This window comes from Rhizobium sp. C104 (assembly GCF_022354505.1).
Taxonomy (GTDB): Bacteria; Pseudomonadota; Alphaproteobacteria; order Rhizobiales; family Rhizobiaceae; genus Rhizobium; species Rhizobium redzepovicii.
The window spans coordinates 3,335,611-3,351,100 of record NZ_CP092348.1 but is presented as its reverse complement, the minus strand read 5'-3'; the positions used below and the strand labels follow the sequence as shown (position 1 = coordinate 3,351,100).

18 protein-coding genes and 3 pseudogenes are annotated in these 15,490 nt (G+C 62.2%); 10 read left to right on the top strand and 11 right to left on the bottom strand.

All coding sequences use genetic code 11. From position 1 onward, the window contains the following. The first annotated feature begins 26 nt into the window (after positions 1 to 26). Positions 27 to 939 (top strand): annotated as a pseudogene (locus MF410_RS17785) (EamA family transporter). On the opposite strand, the gene MF410_RS17780 reads toward MF410_RS17785, so the two are convergent. Both MF410_RS17780 and MF410_RS17775 read right to left on the bottom strand, forming a co-directional pair. After that, a complete protein-coding gene (locus tag MF410_RS17780) occupies positions 887 to 2,140 on the bottom strand; it encodes an aminopeptidase (protein ID WP_097624564.1) in 1,254 nt (417 codons plus the stop codon). The pseudogene MF410_RS17785 and the gene MF410_RS17780 overlap by 53 nt on opposite strands. Before the next feature lie 127 nt (positions 2,141 to 2,267). Then, positions 2,268 to 2,951, bottom strand: a complete 684-nt coding sequence (locus tag MF410_RS17775) for a glutathione S-transferase family protein (RefSeq protein ID WP_097624565.1) — start codon at positions 2,949 to 2,951, stop codon at positions 2,268 to 2,270. A gap of 79 nt (positions 2,952 to 3,030) precedes the next feature. On the opposite strand from MF410_RS17775, the gene MF410_RS17770 reads away from it, so the two are divergent. Further along, positions 3,031 to 3,471 (top strand): helix-turn-helix domain-containing protein, encoded by a 441-nt coding sequence (locus tag MF410_RS17770; protein WP_097624839.1) that lies wholly within the window; start codon positions 3,031 to 3,033, stop codon positions 3,469 to 3,471. A gap of 2 nt (positions 3,472 to 3,473) precedes the next feature. Here the strand turns inward: MF410_RS17770 and ybaK are convergent, their stop codons facing one another. From ybaK to MF410_RS17755, 3 genes are all read right to left on the bottom strand, one after another. After that, positions 3,474 to 3,947, bottom strand: a complete 474-nt coding sequence (gene ybaK / locus MF410_RS17765) for a Cys-tRNA(Pro) deacylase (protein WP_097624566.1) — start codon at positions 3,945 to 3,947, stop codon at positions 3,474 to 3,476. Between the two features lie 10 nt (positions 3,948 to 3,957). After that, on the bottom strand, positions 3,958 to 4,308 hold the full coding sequence (locus MF410_RS17760) for an ArsC family reductase (RefSeq protein ID WP_097624567.1): 351 nt from the start codon (positions 4,306 to 4,308) through the stop codon (positions 3,958 to 3,960). A 90-nt stretch (positions 4,309 to 4,398) separates the two neighbouring features. Then, positions 4,399 to 5,457, bottom strand: coding sequence for a succinylglutamate desuccinylase/aspartoacylase family protein (locus tag MF410_RS17755; protein WP_097624840.1), 1,059 nt, complete (start codon positions 5,455 to 5,457; stop codon positions 4,399 to 4,401). 459 nt (positions 5,458 to 5,916) lie between these two features. Between MF410_RS17755 and MF410_RS17750 the strand changes: the two genes are divergently transcribed. Then, on the top strand, positions 5,917 to 6,480 hold the full coding sequence (locus MF410_RS17750; protein WP_097624569.1) for a methylated-DNA--[protein]-cysteine S-methyltransferase: 564 nt from the start codon (positions 5,917 to 5,919) through the stop codon (positions 6,478 to 6,480). 16 nt (positions 6,481 to 6,496) lie between these two features. Here the strand turns inward: MF410_RS17750 and MF410_RS17745 are convergent, their stop codons facing one another. From MF410_RS17745 to MF410_RS17735, 3 genes are read right to left on the bottom strand one after another with little or no spacing between them, the layout of a single operon-like run. Beyond that, complete coding sequence (locus MF410_RS17745; protein ID WP_097624841.1) at positions 6,497 to 7,231, bottom strand: SDR family oxidoreductase; 735 nt, start codon at positions 7,229 to 7,231, stop codon at positions 6,497 to 6,499. Positions 7,232 to 7,268: 37 nt separating this feature from the next. Continuing rightward, complete coding sequence (locus MF410_RS17740; protein WP_097624570.1) at positions 7,269 to 8,111, bottom strand: oxidoreductase; 843 nt, start codon at positions 8,109 to 8,111, stop codon at positions 7,269 to 7,271. Positions 8,112 to 8,158: 47 nt separating this feature from the next. Next, positions 8,159 to 8,533 (bottom strand): Atu4866 domain-containing protein, encoded by a 375-nt coding sequence (locus MF410_RS17735; RefSeq protein ID WP_097624571.1) that lies wholly within the window; start codon positions 8,531 to 8,533, stop codon positions 8,159 to 8,161. 126 nt (positions 8,534 to 8,659) lie between these two features. On the opposite strand from MF410_RS17735, the gene MF410_RS17730 reads away from it, so the two are divergent. The 3 genes and pseudogenes from MF410_RS17730 to MF410_RS17720 all read left to right on the top strand — a co-directional run bounded on the left by MF410_RS17730 (position 8,660) and on the right by MF410_RS17720 (position 11,237). After that, positions 8,660 to 9,556: a LysR family transcriptional regulator gene (locus MF410_RS17730; protein ID WP_097624572.1), complete on the top strand. Its 897-nt coding sequence runs from the start codon at positions 8,660 to 8,662 to the stop codon at positions 9,554 to 9,556. Positions 9,557 to 9,676: 120 nt separating this feature from the next. Then, positions 9,677 to 10,243 carry an isochorismatase family protein gene (locus MF410_RS17725; RefSeq protein ID WP_097624573.1) on the top strand — a complete coding sequence of 189 codons (567 nt, stop codon included), beginning with the start codon at positions 9,677 to 9,679 and terminating at the stop codon, positions 10,241 to 10,243. After that, positions 10,240 to 11,237, top strand: a pseudogene (locus tag MF410_RS17720) (helix-turn-helix domain-containing protein). Before MF410_RS17725 ends, MF410_RS17720 begins: the two are co-directional and overlap by 4 nt. Before the next feature lie 32 nt (positions 11,238 to 11,269). On the opposite strand, the gene MF410_RS17715 reads toward MF410_RS17720, so the two are convergent. Further along, positions 11,270 to 11,545 carry an AbrB/MazE/SpoVT family DNA-binding domain-containing protein gene (locus tag MF410_RS17715; protein WP_097624575.1) on the bottom strand — a complete coding sequence of 92 codons (276 nt, stop codon included), beginning with the start codon at positions 11,543 to 11,545 and terminating at the stop codon, positions 11,270 to 11,272. A gap of 103 nt (positions 11,546 to 11,648) precedes the next feature. On the opposite strand from MF410_RS17715, the gene MF410_RS17710 reads away from it, so the two are divergent. Together MF410_RS17710 and MF410_RS17705 are read left to right on the top strand one after the other, a co-directional pair. Then, a complete protein-coding gene (locus MF410_RS17710) occupies positions 11,649 to 12,503 on the top strand; it encodes a helix-turn-helix transcriptional regulator (RefSeq protein ID WP_097624576.1) in 855 nt (284 codons plus the stop codon). 38 nt (positions 12,504 to 12,541) lie between these two features. Then, complete coding sequence (locus tag MF410_RS17705; RefSeq protein WP_097624577.1) at positions 12,542 to 13,087, top strand: YbhB/YbcL family Raf kinase inhibitor-like protein; 546 nt, start codon at positions 12,542 to 12,544, stop codon at positions 13,085 to 13,087. Between the two features lie 25 nt (positions 13,088 to 13,112). On the opposite strand, the gene MF410_RS17700 is transcribed toward MF410_RS17705, so the two are convergent. Together MF410_RS17700 and MF410_RS17695 are read right to left on the bottom strand one after the other, a co-directional pair. Then, positions 13,113 to 13,739, bottom strand: a complete 627-nt coding sequence (locus tag MF410_RS17700; protein ID WP_131710690.1) for a dihydrofolate reductase family protein — start codon at positions 13,737 to 13,739, stop codon at positions 13,113 to 13,115. Between the two features lie 89 nt (positions 13,740 to 13,828). Beyond that, positions 13,829 to 14,227, bottom strand: coding sequence for a VOC family protein (locus MF410_RS17695; RefSeq protein ID WP_097624579.1), 399 nt, complete (start codon positions 14,225 to 14,227; stop codon positions 13,829 to 13,831). A gap of 97 nt (positions 14,228 to 14,324) precedes the next feature. Between MF410_RS17695 and MF410_RS17690 the strand changes: the two genes are divergently transcribed. Continuing rightward, positions 14,325 to 15,023: a YafY family protein gene (locus tag MF410_RS17690; protein WP_097624580.1), complete on the top strand. Its 699-nt coding sequence runs from the start codon at positions 14,325 to 14,327 to the stop codon at positions 15,021 to 15,023. Positions 15,024 to 15,086: 63 nt separating this feature from the next. Next, positions 15,087 to 15,299 (top strand): annotated as a pseudogene (locus tag MF410_RS17685) (GNAT family N-acetyltransferase); the annotation flags it as partial. Positions 15,300 to 15,490: the final 191 nt, after the last annotated feature.

Below are 15,490 nucleotides of genomic sequence, written 5' to 3'. Positions count from 1 at the left end.
TTTATCTTGAAATCGAGATTCTTGATATGAAGACAAATCTCCGCTCCGCCGCCGACCTTGCGGCAACCGCGCTCGCACCCGCCATCTGGGGCAGCACCTATATCGTCACGACCTCCTTCCTGCCGGCTGGATATCCGCTGATGGTGGCGATGCTCCGGGCCTTGCCGGCCGGACTGCTGCTTCTGCTCCTCGTGAGGAAGCTGCCTTTCGGCATCTGGTGGGGAAGGGCCTTCATTCTCGGTGCCCTGAACTTCTCGTTCTTCTGGGCGATGCTCTTCGTCTCTGCTTACAGGCTCCCGGGCGGCGTTGCCGCAACGGTCGGCGCGGTGCAGCCGCTGATCGTCATTGCGCTATCGCGCCTTTTCCTCGGCAAACCGATCCGGCCGCTTGCCGTGCTGGCCGGTCTTGCCGGCATGGCCGGTGTCGGGCTGCTGGTGCTGACGCCGAAGGCGGGGCTTGATCCTGTGGGAATTGCCGCCGGTCTTGCCGGCGCCGTCTCGATGGCCTTCGGCACGGTGTTGACACGGCGCTGGGCACCACCGGTGTCGAACCTCACCTTCACCGCTTGGCAATTGACGGCAGGCGGCATCCTGCTGGTGCCTTTTGCGCTGTTCCTCGAACCGGCGCTGCCGACGCCGACTATCGCAAATATTGCCGGCATCGCCTATCTCGGCCTGATCGGCGCGGCCTTCACCTATCTGCTCTGGTTTCGCGGCCTCTCCCGGATCGAGCCCTCGGCGGTCGCCTCGCTCGGCTTTCTGAAGCCCTGTCGTCGCGACCCTGCTCGGCTGGCTGGCGCTCGGCCAGAGCCTGACGCCGGCGCAGATCGCCGGCTTCGCCATGGTGCTTGCCAGCGTCTGGCTCAGTCAGCGCGCCACGATGCCGGTCAGGCCCATTCGCCCTGCCGCATCACCGGAACCCGCGAACCATCCGGCTTGACACCGTCGATGTCGACCTTGTTTGACCCGATCATCCAGTCGATATGGATCAGGCTGGAATTGCCGCCTTGCGCCTTGATCTCTTCCTGGCTCAGCGTCGCGCCGTTCAGGAAGCACTTGGAATAGCACTGGCCGAGCGCGATGTGGCACGAGGCATTTTCGTCGAACAGCGTGTTGTAGAACAGGATGCCGCTGGCCGAGATCGGCGAGGAGTGCGGCACGAGCGCCACTTCGCCGAGCCGGCGGGCGCCCTCGTCTGTATCGAGCACCTTGTTCAAGACTTCCTCGCCGCGCGACGCTTTCGCCTCGACGATGCGTCCGGCCTCGAAGCGCACCTGGATATTGTCGATCAGCGTGCCCTGGTGCGACAGCGGTTTGGTGCTCGAAACATGGCCTTCGACACGCAGCGCATGCGGCGTGGTGAAGACTTCCTCGGTCGGTATGTTCGGGTTGCAGGTAATGCCGTTCTTGGCGGTGGAAGCGCCGCCATGCCATTCATGCCCGTCGGCAAGGCCGACCGTCAGATCGGTGCCCGGTCCCCTGAAATGCAGCGAGGCGAAACGCTCGGCGTTCAGCCAGGCGGAGCGTTTGGCCAGATTGGCATTATGCTCGGCCCAGGCGGCGATCGGATCGTCCACATCGACACGCGAGGCGGCAAAGATCGCCTTGGCGAGCTTGGCCATCGCAATTGGCTCTGGATCGTCGGGGAAGACCACCTTGGCCCAGGACGGATTGGGATAGGAGACGATGTTCCAGTTGATGTCGAAATTCGAAATTTTTTCCAGCGCCGGCTTGTAGGCGGTGGATGTGGCGCGATTGGCGCGGCCGACCTTGCCGGCATCCTGCTCGGACAGCAGCAGCGGATTGTCGCCGGCGACCGCAAGGCGCGCCGCTCCGTTGGCATAGGCCTTGGCCATACCCTCATAGAGCCAGTCGGAGGCCCGGTCGAAGCTCTCGTCGCTGCCGTACTGATAGCGCGAAAGCGTCGTTTCCTCGTCGGAATAGAAGGCGGTTACCAGCCCCGCGCCGGCCTGATAGGCGTGCTTGGTGATGAGGCGAACGAGCGGCAGCGCCACCACAGGCGCGGTGACCACCAGATCCTGACCTTTGCGCAGCTGCAGCCCGACCTTGACGGCGACCTCGGCAAGCTTCTCCAGCTTGACGGGATCAATGATGTTCTGGCTCTGGGGCATGAAAGTCATGGCTCACCCTGCTTTCTGTCGATGATGCTTTGAGGCTGGCAGACTTAGACCCGTTTGCGGCGAAAATGAAGCGTTGTCTCGCCGAATTGCCGGCGGCCGGATGGAGGTCCGGCCGCTTGGGCGCGCTTCAGGCGGCGGCAGCTTGCCTGAGCAGGATCGAGGAATGTTTCTCGAGGAATTCCATCAGCCGCTGCGGGTAATCCGCGCCGACAGCCGCCCGGACGCTCGGACGTTCAGACAGTGCCTTGCGCCAGCGTTGTGTTTGCTCGAGCCCGTCGAAGATGCCTCTGTCGCCGAGCGTATCGAAGAGATCGAAATAGCGGAAGACCGGCGCGAAGACGGCATCGACCAGGCTGAAGCTGCTGTCGGCAAAATAAGGCCCGTCGCCCAGCACCCCTTCGAGCGTCTCGAATTTGGCAATCAGCGCTTTGCGCTTGGCGTCCAGCTGCAATTCATCCTGCGCCGTTTCATAGCCCCATAAATCGGAAAGCACCGAGGAGCCGAATTCCATCCAGCCGCGATGACGGGCCCGGGTCAGCGGATCGGCGGGATGCAGGGCAGCACCGGCTTGCGTTTCCTCCAGATATTCGCAGATGACGCTGCTTTCGAACAGAATGGCCTCGCTGCCGTCCTCCGCCTCGATCCGCAGCAGCGGCACCTTGCCGAGCGGCGAGATCTTCAAAAACCAATCCGGCTTGTTGGCAAGATCGATGTTGATGCGCTCAAACGGCACGCCCTTTTCGAGAAGTGCGATCGCGGCGCGCTGCACATAGGGGCAGAGATGATGGCTGATAAGGGTAAGCTTGCTCATGGAAATCTCCTGGTCACAATCTATGCAAATGCATATAATATCGCTTGCGGCGGAATTCAAGATAGATGTAATTGCATTTATGTCCGAGAAGATGCCGAAACCCAGCGAAGCCTCGACCCGTGCCTGGACGAGCATCATGCGCGCCCGCGAGCGTCTGCTCGGCGCGATCGAAGCCGACCTGAAGGCGGCCGGCATGCCGCCGCTTGCCTGGTATGACGTCTTGTGGGAACTGGCGCGCGCGGGCGGCAGGCTGCGCCCTTATGAGATCGAAGAGCGCACCTTGCTTGCGCAGTATAACTTGTCCCGCCTGGTCGACCGGCTGGAAAGAGAGGGTCTCGTCCGGCGCGAAGTCTTCGCCGAGGACGGCCGCGGCCGCTGGGTTGTCATCACCGAGGCCGGCCGGCAGCTCCGTGAGTGCATGTGGGCCGTCTATGCAGGATCGATCGAGACCCATATCGGCTGCAAGCTTGCCGAAAACGAAGCCAAGACGCTTGCCGGCCTGCTCGACCGCTTTCTCTGAGATCAGGCGACCAATGGCGTGGCGATCGCCTTCAAGACCTTCAACGCATCCTTCGGATCGAGCCGCACCTGCAGCCCGCGCTGCCCGCCATTGATGTAGACGAGCGGCTCGACAAGAGCGGCTTCTTCGATGGCCGTCGGCACGCGCTTCTTCTGGCCGAAGGGGCTGATCCCGCCGACATGATAGCCCGTCAGCCGCTCGGCATCGGCAGGCTTCATCATATTGGCGGACTTGCCGTGAAAGGCGCTGGCGAGCCGCTTCATGCTGACCTCGCGATCCGACGGCACGACGACGCAGACCGGCTTGCCGTCCACCTCGGCCATCAGGGTCTTCAGCACCCGATGCGGCGCTTCACCCAGAGCCTCGGCCGCCTGCAGCCCGACGCGCTCGGCGCCGGGATCGTAGTCATAGGCATGGACGGTGAAGCCGATGCCAGCCTGGGAAAGAACCTGTGTCGCGCGCGTGGTCTTGGACATCGGCCGTCTGTCAGCCCCGGAACGTGTCGGCATAGATCTCCGGCTTGAAGCCGACGAGCAATTTGTCCTTCGTCTCCAGCACCGGCCGCTTGATTATCGACGGCTGGTCGAGCATCAGCGCAATCGCCTTTTCCCGGGTCAGGTTCCCGCGCTCGGCATCGGGCAGCTTGCGGAAAGTGGTGCCGGCGCGGTTGAGCACGGTGTCGAGGCCGGCCTGGTCGATCCAGGATTCGAGATGGGCGCGGTCGATGCCGAGCGCCCTGTAGTCGTGAAATTCATAGGCGACGCCGCGGTCTTCCAGCCAGCTACGGGCCTTCTTCATCGTGTCGCAATTTTTGATGCCATAGATGGTAACAGTCATGTCGATCCATTTCCCTGTGATGGCAGCGGGATAACATGGGCGAATGCTGGCGCAAACGCCGTGCGGCGTTTTATCCCCGAACTCGCCGGCTCAATTTTCCAGCGTGCCGGCCTTGCGCGAGGCCCTGCTCGGGCTGCCGCAGACGATCTTCATCAGATCGCCGCGCCGCCGCACCAGCCGGTCGGACGTCCGAGTCAGGATCAGCCCGTCCTGCGGCGCATGCAAATCGATGCTGCCGCCGGGCTGCCCCGGCCGGATGACGATCGTCGCCAGAAGCTCGCCCTCTGCAACCCTGTCGCCGATCTTGCGATGGAATAGCACGGCGCCGCCTTCGGGCGCGCGAAGGATCTCGACATTATCGAGCGGCACGGCCGGACCGGAAAATGCCGTAGTGGCCGTCTCGCCGCTGACGATCCCGCGCGTCACGAGGAAACGCCAAAGCCCGTCCGCGTCCTTCTTCGCCAGCGTCGGATCGACATCACGCTTACCGCGCAGCTCGACCGTGACCGAAAGCCGGCCCGGCAGTCGGGATCGGCGCTCGCCTGGGACCTTATATTTCCAGGCAAAGCCGACGGCCTCCTCGAAGGCCGAGCTTTCGCCATCCGAAAGCAGCACGGCCTCCATGTCGAGCGCAGCGGCGAGATCGGCCGCTTCCGGCCAGAAGGCCTCATCGATATAGGCATATCGCAGCGATTCATCGTCGCAATGCAGATCGACGACCAGATCGGCACCGAGCGCCAGATGCATCAGCTGCCGCTTCAATCTGTCGGTAGCCGGGTAATCGTCGAGGTCTTCAATCAGAGTGGCGCGATCGGCAATGGAGATCAGCGGGAAATCCCGATTGAAATTGGTGCGGGAGCCGAGATCGAAACGGCCCTGCAAATCACCGAAATGCGATTGCGCCGCACCGATCGGATTGGCCTGCGGCACGATGGTGATATCGCCGGCAATTCCGCCTTCGCTTTCCGCCTGCCGCAGCCGCTCGCAGAGGAAGTGCAAGAGCGCCGTTCCCGGCAGCTCGCCGGCATGCAGTGCCGCCTGGATATAGATCGTCGGCGCCTTGTGATCGCAACCGAAAAAACGCAGCACCGGCAACCGCCACTCCGTTCCAGGCGTATCGCCCGGGATGATGATCTCTGAAACGTCCATGCTGTCTTCGCTCCGCATTGCCATCCGAACGGCGCTTCCAGCTTTATCCGCGGATATCCGGCAAGCGCAAGTCTCACCGGGCACGGTGCCTCAGCCGAGCAGCGGCCAGCGATCGATGATGTTCGGTTTTTCCGAGAAGGCTGTGGATCAGCAGGAATTCGACGCCGCTTGCCGTTCGACGATCGCGGTAGGGCAGAGAGCGAAGAAAAGCCGTGACTGTCACTCCGGCTTTCACCCGGCCGCCCGCGCCGATTCTGACCATGGTCGAAATCGAAGGAAGTCTGTTTATGGGCTATCCGGCCGTCATGACCCACCTCGTCGTTCCCAAACGGCATGAAAGATACGCCGGCATGATAGGATATCAAGAACAGAAAAAGAACATGAGGCGCAAGAATCGGGTTGAAACAGCGGCCGTCCCGTACGATTTTGGTGTTGATCGAAAAACGTGGAGGCTGTGTTATGGCCCAGACGACATACCACTATCTGATCTTCGAAACCGCCGGCGGTTTCTGCGGCATCGCCTGGCGCGACGCCGGCATCGCCCGCTTCCAGTTGCCGACGAAGTCAGCGGAAGCGACAGAACGCCTGCTGCGCCGCCGCCTGCCGGATGCCGAACCCGGCGCGCCGACGCCCAATGTGCTCGAAACGGTCGCGGCGGTGAAGCGCTATTTCCAGGGCGAGGAAACGGATTTCTCAGGCGTCGAACTCGATCTGGCCGGCCAGGATGCCTTCTTCAGGGATATTTATGCAGCGGCAAGGCGTGTTGGTTGGGGTCGTACGACCACCTACGGCGCGCTGGCGAAAGAGCTCGGCGCCAGGCCGGAAGCCGCCCGCGACGTCGGCCAGGCGATGGCAAAGAACCCGGTCGCGCTGATCATTCCCTGCCACCGGGTGCTGGCCGCCGGCGGCAAGATCGGCGGCTTCTCCGCTCCCGGCGGTTCGTCATCGAAGGCCCGTATGCTGGAACTCGAAGGCGTCAGCCTTGCCCCGCCGCCGCCGGCCCAGCAGTCGCTGGGCCTCTAGTCGAAATGCCGGCTGCTCAATACGGGCTCGCCGTCGGTCGGATGATGATCTCGCTGACATCGACGTCATCGGGCTGGCTGATGGCGTAGAGGATCGAATTGGCGACGGCCTCCGGGCTGATCGTGACCGCTCTGAACGCCTTCATGGCGTCCCGCGCGGTCGGATCGGTGATCGTCTCGGCCAGTTCCGAGGTCGTCGTGCCGGGAGAAATGACGGTGACGCGGATGCGATCGGTCTCCTGCCGCAGCCCGTCCGAGATCGCACGGACTGCGAATTTCGTCGCGCAATAGACGGCGGCCGTCGGCGAGACACTGTGGCCGCCGATCGAAGACAGGTTGACGATCTGCCCTGATCCCTGCGCCTTCATGATCGGCAGGGCTGCGGCGATGCCGTAGAGAACGCCCTTGATGTTGACGTCGACCATCCGGTCCCATTCCTCGACTTTGAGAGCGTCGAACGGCGAGAGCGGCATGACCCCGGCATTGTTGACGAAGACGTCAAGCCGGCCGAATTCCGATCTGGCAAAACCGGCAAAGGCCTCGACCTCGGAACGGTCGGTGACATCAAGTTTTCGCAGGCGCACCATTCCCCCCTTGGCTTCGATTTCGCCGGCAAGCGCCTGCAACCGCTCGGTGCGGCGCGCGCCGATCACGATATGGGCGCCTGCGGCAGCCAGCACTCTTGCCGCAGCCTCTCCGATGCCGCTGCTGGCTCCAGTGATGGCAACGACTTTTCCTTCGATCTTCGACATTTCAAGCTCCATTTTTCGATGAGTGTTTTCTGGGCGATCAGCTGGGGAAATCGGCGCTGAGCGTCGTCTCTGCCCAGGCGTCGAAATTTACCCGCAGCGCATCGAGCCGTTCGCGGGCGATCTTCAGGGCAGGCGCGCCGAGCAACAGCCGCAGTGGCGGCTCGTCCGCCTCGAATGCCGATATGATCGCGGCTGCGGCGCGCGCCGGATCGCCTGGCTGCTTGCCGGAGACCGAACGGGTGGCCTGGCGCCGTTTGCCCGATGTCTCGGCATAGTCGTCGATAACAGTCCTGGATTCGACCATCGACCGACCGGCCCAATCCGTGCGGAAGGCGCCGGGCTCGAGGATCGTCACATCGATGCCGAGCGGTTTGACCTCATGGAAAAGCGACTCCGACAGGGCTTCGACCGCGAACTTAGTGGCATGGTAGTAGCCGGTCGCGGCGAAGGCGACGAGTCCGCCGAGCGAAGAGACGTTGAAGATATGCCCCCGACGGCGCGAGCGCATGCCCGGCAGGACGTGTTTGGTAACGGCGATCAAGCCGAAGACATTGGTCTCGAACTGGGCGCGTATTTCGGTTTCTTCGCCCTCTTCGATCGCCGAGAGGTAGCCGTAACCGGCATTGTTGACGAGCACGCCGATCGCGCCGAAATGCGCTTCGGCGTCCTGGACCGCGCGGGCGACGGAGCGGGCATCCGTCACATCGAGCGCGAGAGCAAGGGCGCGGTCGCCGTGTGCTGCCGTGAGATCTTTCAAGGCTTCGGGTCTGCGTGCGGTAACGGCGGCGCGCCAGCCCCGGGCTAGAACCGTTTCGGCAAGCGCCCGGCCGAGGCCGGACGAGGCGCCCGTTATGAACCAGATGGGTGTGATGGAAGACATGATTGTCGTCCTTTCCGGCCGGAAACGGCCTTATCCCGAGTGATGTATTATTTGCGGCGAAACACCATGCCGCCATGATGGAGTGTGTTGCCGTCGGCAAAATCGCCGTCGGCGGTGAAGCCGGTGTCGTCCCAGTATTCGATGTGGCTTCCGGTGACTTCGTAGCGGCCTCGATAGGCGCTTTCCCGGCTGCCGCGGGCCTCGTCGTAGCGCCCATCAGCCAGAAGTTCGTGGCGCACACGGCCATCATCCGTGACCCACATGCCGACATAGGGATGTTGTTGCATCATGTCCTCGCTTGTTTGTTGACGCACGGATTGCCCGGCGTTGAGACCATCCGCGGCTGCCCAACCGATCGCCGTGCCGGCCAAGGTGGTTGCGGCGGAAAGAAGCAGAACAGGTCTGGCTGAAATGTTTCGCATCGGTCTTCTCTTCGAAAGAGGCCTGTCCATGAACACTGCCTTGCTTGGCCTCGAGAGGAAGATAGTCTCCTTGGTCGACGTGATTAAGTTGCCAATTCGGGATGCCATGGTTAGAAATACTAACCAATGGTCGATGATCTCGAAGGCATTTCGGTCTTTCTTGCGGTGGCGGAGGCGCGCAACTTCCGCCTCGCCGGCGAGCGGCTTGGCGTCACCCGCTCCGCCGTCAGCCAGGCTTTGCAGCGCCTGGAGGATCGCCTCGGCGTTGCGCTCGTCCAACGCACGACGCGCAGCGTCAGCCTGACCGAGGCCGGCGAAGTGTTCTTCGAGGCGGTTCGCCCGTCTGTGCGGCAGGTCAGGGATGCGATGCAGACGCTGCGGGAAATGCAGGCGCGCCCGAGCGGCCTGCTCAGGCTCACCGTCTCGTCGATCGCCGAGAGTTTTCTGTCTGGCACCTTGCTGGCCGGCTTCATCGAGGCCTGCCCTGAGATCAAACTCGATATCACCATCACCGATGACGAATTCGATATCGTCGAGGCCGGCTTCGATGCGGGCGTCCGGCTCGGCGAGGTGATCGAGCAGGATATGATTGCAATCTCGGTCTCCGAGCGGCAGAGGCAATATGCCGTGGCATCCCCCGCCTACCTCGACAGCCGCGGCCGTCCGCGCCATCCCGGCGAGCTGCAGGGTCATTGCTGCATCGGCTGGCGGCCGCGTCCCGATACGGCGCCCTATCGCTGGGAATTCACCGAAAATGGCCGCGATTTCGAGGTCTCCGTCGATCCCGCCGTTACGACCAACGACATGGGCATGATGATCCGCATGGCCTGCGCCGGCGCCGGGATCACCTTCGGCATGGTGGAAACCTTTCAGCCCTATGTCGAACGCGGCGAACTCGTACCGCTGCTCGAAGATTTCTGTCCACCGTTTCCGGGCTTTTATCTCTATTATCCCAGGCGCCAGCGGCAGCCGCTGAAGCTACGGGCCTTGGTCGATCATATCAGGACGTCCGCCAGGCGTTAGTCGCCTGCCGCTGAAAGCAGCTATTGGCGTGAATTGTCCGCTCTTTGTCCGCGGCGTGCATTTCGCTCCGCTTTCAAATCGCGGAGTATGGCGTCATGATCAATCTCGAACGAGCAAAAAATGTCCGATCATGATACCGTTCTTCTCGTCATCGACGCCCAGGAATCCTTCAGGCACCGTGATTATTGGGATGAAGACCTCGCCTCCGCCTATATCGATCGCCAGCAGGCTTTGATCGACGGCGCGGAAGCCCGCGGCATGACAGTCATTCAGATCTTTCATGTCGATGGAAACGGGCCGTTCTCCGAAAGCTCCGGGCTCGTCAGAACGCTTGCCCCACTCCGGATCGCCCCGAAGGCGACCTTCAGGAAGAGCCGCCATAGCGCTCTCGTCGGTTCGGGGCTCGACGTGTGGCTGACCGAGAATGGCGTCCGCCGTCTCCTCGTCTCCGGCATCCGCACCGAACAATGCTGCGAGACCACGACGCGTCACGCCTCGGATCTCGGCTATCAGGTCGATTATGTCGGCGAAGCGACCCTGACATTCCCGATGACCGACGGTATCGGACGCAGCTGGAGCGCCAGGGAAATCCGGGACCGAACCGAACTTGTTCTCTCCGGTCGCTTCGCGCGGATCGCGACCGTCGAACAGGCACTGACAGGCCGTGGGGAGCTGCTCGCCGCATGACCGACCCTGCGCAGCCCCTCGATATCCCGGTTTTCGTCGTCGTCCCGCCGCGCGTTCTGCTGCTCGACGTGGCCGGCCCGATCGAGGTGCTGCGTAAGGCCAACCTCGAACAGAACAGGGTGCGCTTTACCGTCACCTATATCGGTCCGTCGTCGACGGTCGGCAGCTCGATAGCTCTTGCCGTTACCGGCGTTGCTCCGCTGCCGGAGCGATTGCCGGATGGCGCGCTTGTCGTCATTGCCGGCAGCGCCGACGCCCCGATGGAAAACGGCCTCGAGCATAGCGAACGGGAATGCGCCGATGAGGCTGCCATCGTCGAATGGCTGAGACGTGCCATTCGTCCGGGAATTCGCCTGGCCTCGATCTGTTCGGGCGCATTGCTCGCCGCCGAGGCGGGAATGCTCGACGATTGCGACTGCACCACTCATCACGGCTGCATGGAAGACCTGATCAGGCTCGCGCCCACGGCGCGTGTCCGGGAGAATCGGCTTTATGTCGAGGACGGAGAGCGCCTGACGAGCGCCGGCATCACCGCCGGCATCGACCTCATGTTGCATATCGTCGCCGAAGCGGCGGGCCACGCATGCGCTGTCGCGGTGGCGCGATATCTCGTCGTCTATCTCAGGCGCGGCGGCTCGGACCCGCAGCTTTCACCCTGGCTTGAAGGCCGAAACCATATCCATCCGGTCATTCATCGTGTGCAGGACGCAGTGGTGGCCGATCCGGCTCAGGACTGGTCGGTCGCAGCACTTGCACGCCTCAGCGGCGCCAGCCCCGCAACCTCTCGCGGCTGTTCAACGAACAGACAGGCATGAGCGTCACGGATTTCGTCAATCGTATGCGCGTGGCGCTCGCCCGCGAGATGCTCGCCGGTTCGCGGCTGGACATGGAGGCGGTCGCAATGCGCGCCGGCTTCGGCTCGGCGCGGCAGCTACGCCGCGCCTGGAACCGCTTGCATGAAAGCCCGCCGAGCACGGCGCGATCAAGGCTGTGATCGTCTGTCAGGTATCGGGCGATGAGATCGTATCAATCGCGATCATGGGAACGTCGGGCTTCCGCCAGGATGCCGGCTTCCATCTCTTCCAGGGTTTTCGGCTCGCCATTGAAGGGAAGCGTGCTGAACACGTCGTCTGCCTGCGTCAGCGCGAAGGCGGGCGCTTGCCTTTGCAGCACACCGTCCGGGTTTTTCTCGACAATGAGACGAGTTCCCGCCTTCCATTCCCGCCGTTGGCACACGGTTTTGGGAAGTATGACCTGTCCTTTGGTCGATACGGTGGTAATGAGGTTTTCAGCGCGGGCCATCGGTTTGGTCCCGTTTGGAAGACGAACATAAGATAGACAGGTGGGCCGCGATACCCAAGGATCACGATCCGGGCGAGGCGCGCGCCCTTTTGCCGGAGAAGCTATGCTGGACGAAGTCTTTCCCGTTCCGACCAGGGCCTTGATCCGGCAGGGTGGGCGAGCCTGTTTTTATCGTCTCGTCAATACGAGCCCCATTTTGTTCCAAGTGCAATCGGGAACTAAGATCATCATGGCGGATGACAGGCCTTTGCGCCTTGAGGCCGGCGCATACGGCTTGCTGCCCGACTATCAGCCATTGACGATGGAGAACATTCCGAAGGCGCCGCGAAACTATCAGACCGTAGCACTTCCCGTTCCGAGACAGTTGTTCGAGGATGCCTATGCGAGGATGGGGCCAATCGCCGTTCCCTCGCGGCCGCTTCCGGCAAGCACCTCGAGCTTCCCGGAAGAAGCCGCCGTATTGTTTGACTATTGCTGTCAGCCCGGCAACCTGGCGAGGCTTCCTGGCGCCATTGCCAGGGCCAGGCTGATGGAACTCGTCACCTGGTTTGCGCTCTGCGGTGCGGTGCTGGGTGAAGGCCAGAGTCCTCGGCTTGAGGATCGGCTGCGGCAGAAGATCGAAAGCGATCCGGCCTTTGATTGGACATTGGCGCATGCGGCGCGTTCGTTCAACATGAGCGAAGCGACACTGAGGCGCAGGCTGGCCGCGGAGAATACCGGCTTCAGCGAGATCCTGAGCGATACGAGAATGAACCGGGCGCTGGGGCTCATTCATACGACGACGCTGCCGATGGCGCAGGTCGCGCTTGAGGTCGGCTACGATTCACCCTCTCAATTTTCGGCGCGTTTCAAAGAGCGGTTCGGCGTCAGTCCGCGCCACGTGCGCAGTGGTTCCGAGCATTTTGAACGGATCGGGGCAGAAGTTGAGCATAGCGGGGCAGATGCACTGACTCGCTGACGGTAGTTTTCCGGCGTCATCAACCGCAGGAAAACAGCATGCGTCTCATAACAGCAGTCCTTCTCGCCGCGTCCGTCTTTGGCGCCACGGCCGCCCAGGCCGAAATGAAACTCACCTCGAAAGATCTGACTTCAGGCAAGTCCATGGCTGATGCGCAGGTCTTCAACAGCTTTGGTTGCGCGGGCAGCAACATCTCGCCGGAACTCGTTTGGTCGGCTGCACCCGAGGGAACCAAGAGCTTTGCGGTCATGGCTTACGATCCGGATGCTCCGACCGGCTCGGGCTGGTGGCACTGGTCTGTCTTCAACATTCCCGCAAATGTCTCGAAAATCGCCACTGGCGCCAGCGGTGAGAAAAAACTTCCAACGGGTGCCGTGGAAGGCCACACCGACTTCGCTACGTCAGGATATGGCGGCGCATGCCCGCCGGCCGGCGATGCGCCGCACCACTACCAGTTCACCATCTACGCGCTCTCGGTCGACAAGCTGCCGCTTCCCGAGACCGCGCCCGGGGCCATGGTTGGTTTCTATGTCAGGGCAAATACGCTCGCCAAGGCCTCCATCGAGGTGACCTACGGCCGCTGAAGCCGGCTGACCTCCGGCGACCAGTTCAGGCTGGCCGATAGATCTGCGCCACCGCGCCGCCTGGAAAAGCCTTCGAGCTCATCAGCTTGAGAGGCTTCGGCGCGGTGAGCTCGGAGAATAACGGCAGGCCTTTGCCGAGCGCCACGGGGATCTCAAGCAGGGCGAACTGATCGACCAGTCCCTCGGCGATCAGGCTGCGGCCAAAGCTCACGCCGCCATGGGCGATGATCGGTTTGCCCTCCTCGGCTTTCAGCGTCGCGATTTCTTCCGCGAGGTTTCCGCCTGCCACATGTGCCTCCGCCCAGCTTTCCGCGCCGGGCTGCAGCCCTGGAGATTGTCCGGTTCCCGCCTTGGCGCCGATGTCATCGAGCGTCGCCGCCACCTTGCCGAGGATCGCCGGCCCCTGTCGTGAGAAGACGGCCTTGGGGATCTGGTTCATCGGTGGCGCGAAGGCCAGGGTGGACGTCGGCCAGAAGGGGGCCATGGCAAGGAAGCTGCGGCTGCCCATGATGTGCAGGCCGGCTTTCCCTATATATTCCACGCTCCAATCCTTCGCCTCCTGATCGGCGCCGAACATCCATGTGTTCCGGCCATCCAGATCACTGACGAAACCATCGACCGATATGGACATTTTCAGGATCAGGTCTCTCATGGCGTTCTCCTCGTTGGGCTTTGGCCCAAGGACGAACCGGACCGGGAAGATCCGACATTACCCGATCATATTAAGTGTCAGGGCCGCGCCTATCGCGACGCAAAGCGCTGCTTTGCCGAATCCGTGAACGGCATGAACAACGCGACAAGCGTGCCTTCCGGATCGCGGAACTGCACCGACCGATTGCCCCACGGCATCAGTTTAGGCTCATGAACAACTTCGACCCTATCCTTCAGCCGTGCATATTCTGCGTCGACGTCATCCACCATGAACTCGATGATCGCCGTTCGGTTGGCGCCGGCCTCGGCGCTACCTTCTTTGAACAGCGGTACGGTTTCCATGCTGCCAATGGCGAGCGCCGCCGAAGGGGTGACGATCTCGGCGAAAACCGGCGCCAACCACTCGGCCGATTGTCCGGTGACCATTTCGTAGAAGCCGACCACAGCCTTGATATTGCCGGCAATCAGCCGGGTTGAGGCAAATTTCATGACTTTTCCTTCCAGAAGGCCGCAAACGCGCGCCACGTCGCTCAGGCCTTGTCCCACAGGCCTGTTGCCAGCATTATGGCAACAGGAGTCAGGAGTTATGCGAAAAGCCGATCGTCTGTTTCAGATCATTCAGATCCTGCGCCGTACGAACCGGCCGGTGACTGCCGCGGCAATCGCCGAAGAGATCGAAGTGTCCAGGCGCTCGGTGTACCGCGATATCGCCGACCTGATCGGCCAAGGGGTCCCTATCGTCGGAGAGGCCGGCTTCGGTTATTTGCTCGACCCTACCTATGACATGCCGCCTCTGATGCTGACGCCCGACGAGATCGAGGCGATCGTGCTGGGTGCACAATGGGTCGCAGGACGCGGCGATAAGGCGTTATCCGCAGCGGCACGGGACGTAGTGAGCAAGATCGCAGCCGTTATCCCCGAAAGGCTACGTCCATACATCGCCGAGCCAAGCGTTGGAGCAAAGCCTGGCACGATCACCCCGACACACACGGTCGATACGAACGAACTGCGCCATGCGATCCGTGAAGATCGGAAGCTTCGTCTGCGGTATCGATCCGATACTGGGGAGGAGACCGAGCGGATCGTGTGGCCGGTCATCCTCGGCTACAGTGAAGCAACGTGCCTGATTGTCGCGTGGTGCGAATTACGGCAGGACTTCCGTCATTTCCGAACCGATCGCATGCTAAAGATCGAAGTGCTGGAGGCGAGCAACGGCCTAAGGAAAGGCGACTTGCGTCGCCGCTGGGAGCGATGGCGCGAGGAGCGCTCTCGCTCCGACCACTGATCGCCGGGAGCCGCCGGGGCAGATGGCCCGCTACAGAGATATCGGTTGCGATCCGAGCCTAGTTTAGGTGGACAGCTACTCGCTGCCGCGGCGCTTCGCTGCCTGCGGATCGCGTCCGAAGCAGGCGGCGTTCTGCTGATTATCGACGCAAAGGGCGAGCGCGCGGCCCAATGGCATGTCAGCTATGGGGCCCAGCCGCTGGAGAGCCAGCCGCTTACGCTTGTCATGCCGCTCGCCACCTTCGCCGTTGATCTCAAGGGCAAGGGTCTTCTCTGACGGTCGTTCAGGCCTGTCGCCTTGTGGAGCAGAGTCACCAGTTCACGCTTGTTGCGCGGCGGCCGGCCATCGACCGTCTATTCCGAGGCTTGCCCCGCGATAAACGGCGATAGATGCCAGATGATTTATTGCTTTTTCAGTACGTTATTAAGGGTTTTGGCGCGCTATCGGCGGCGTTCGGATAGGCCAAA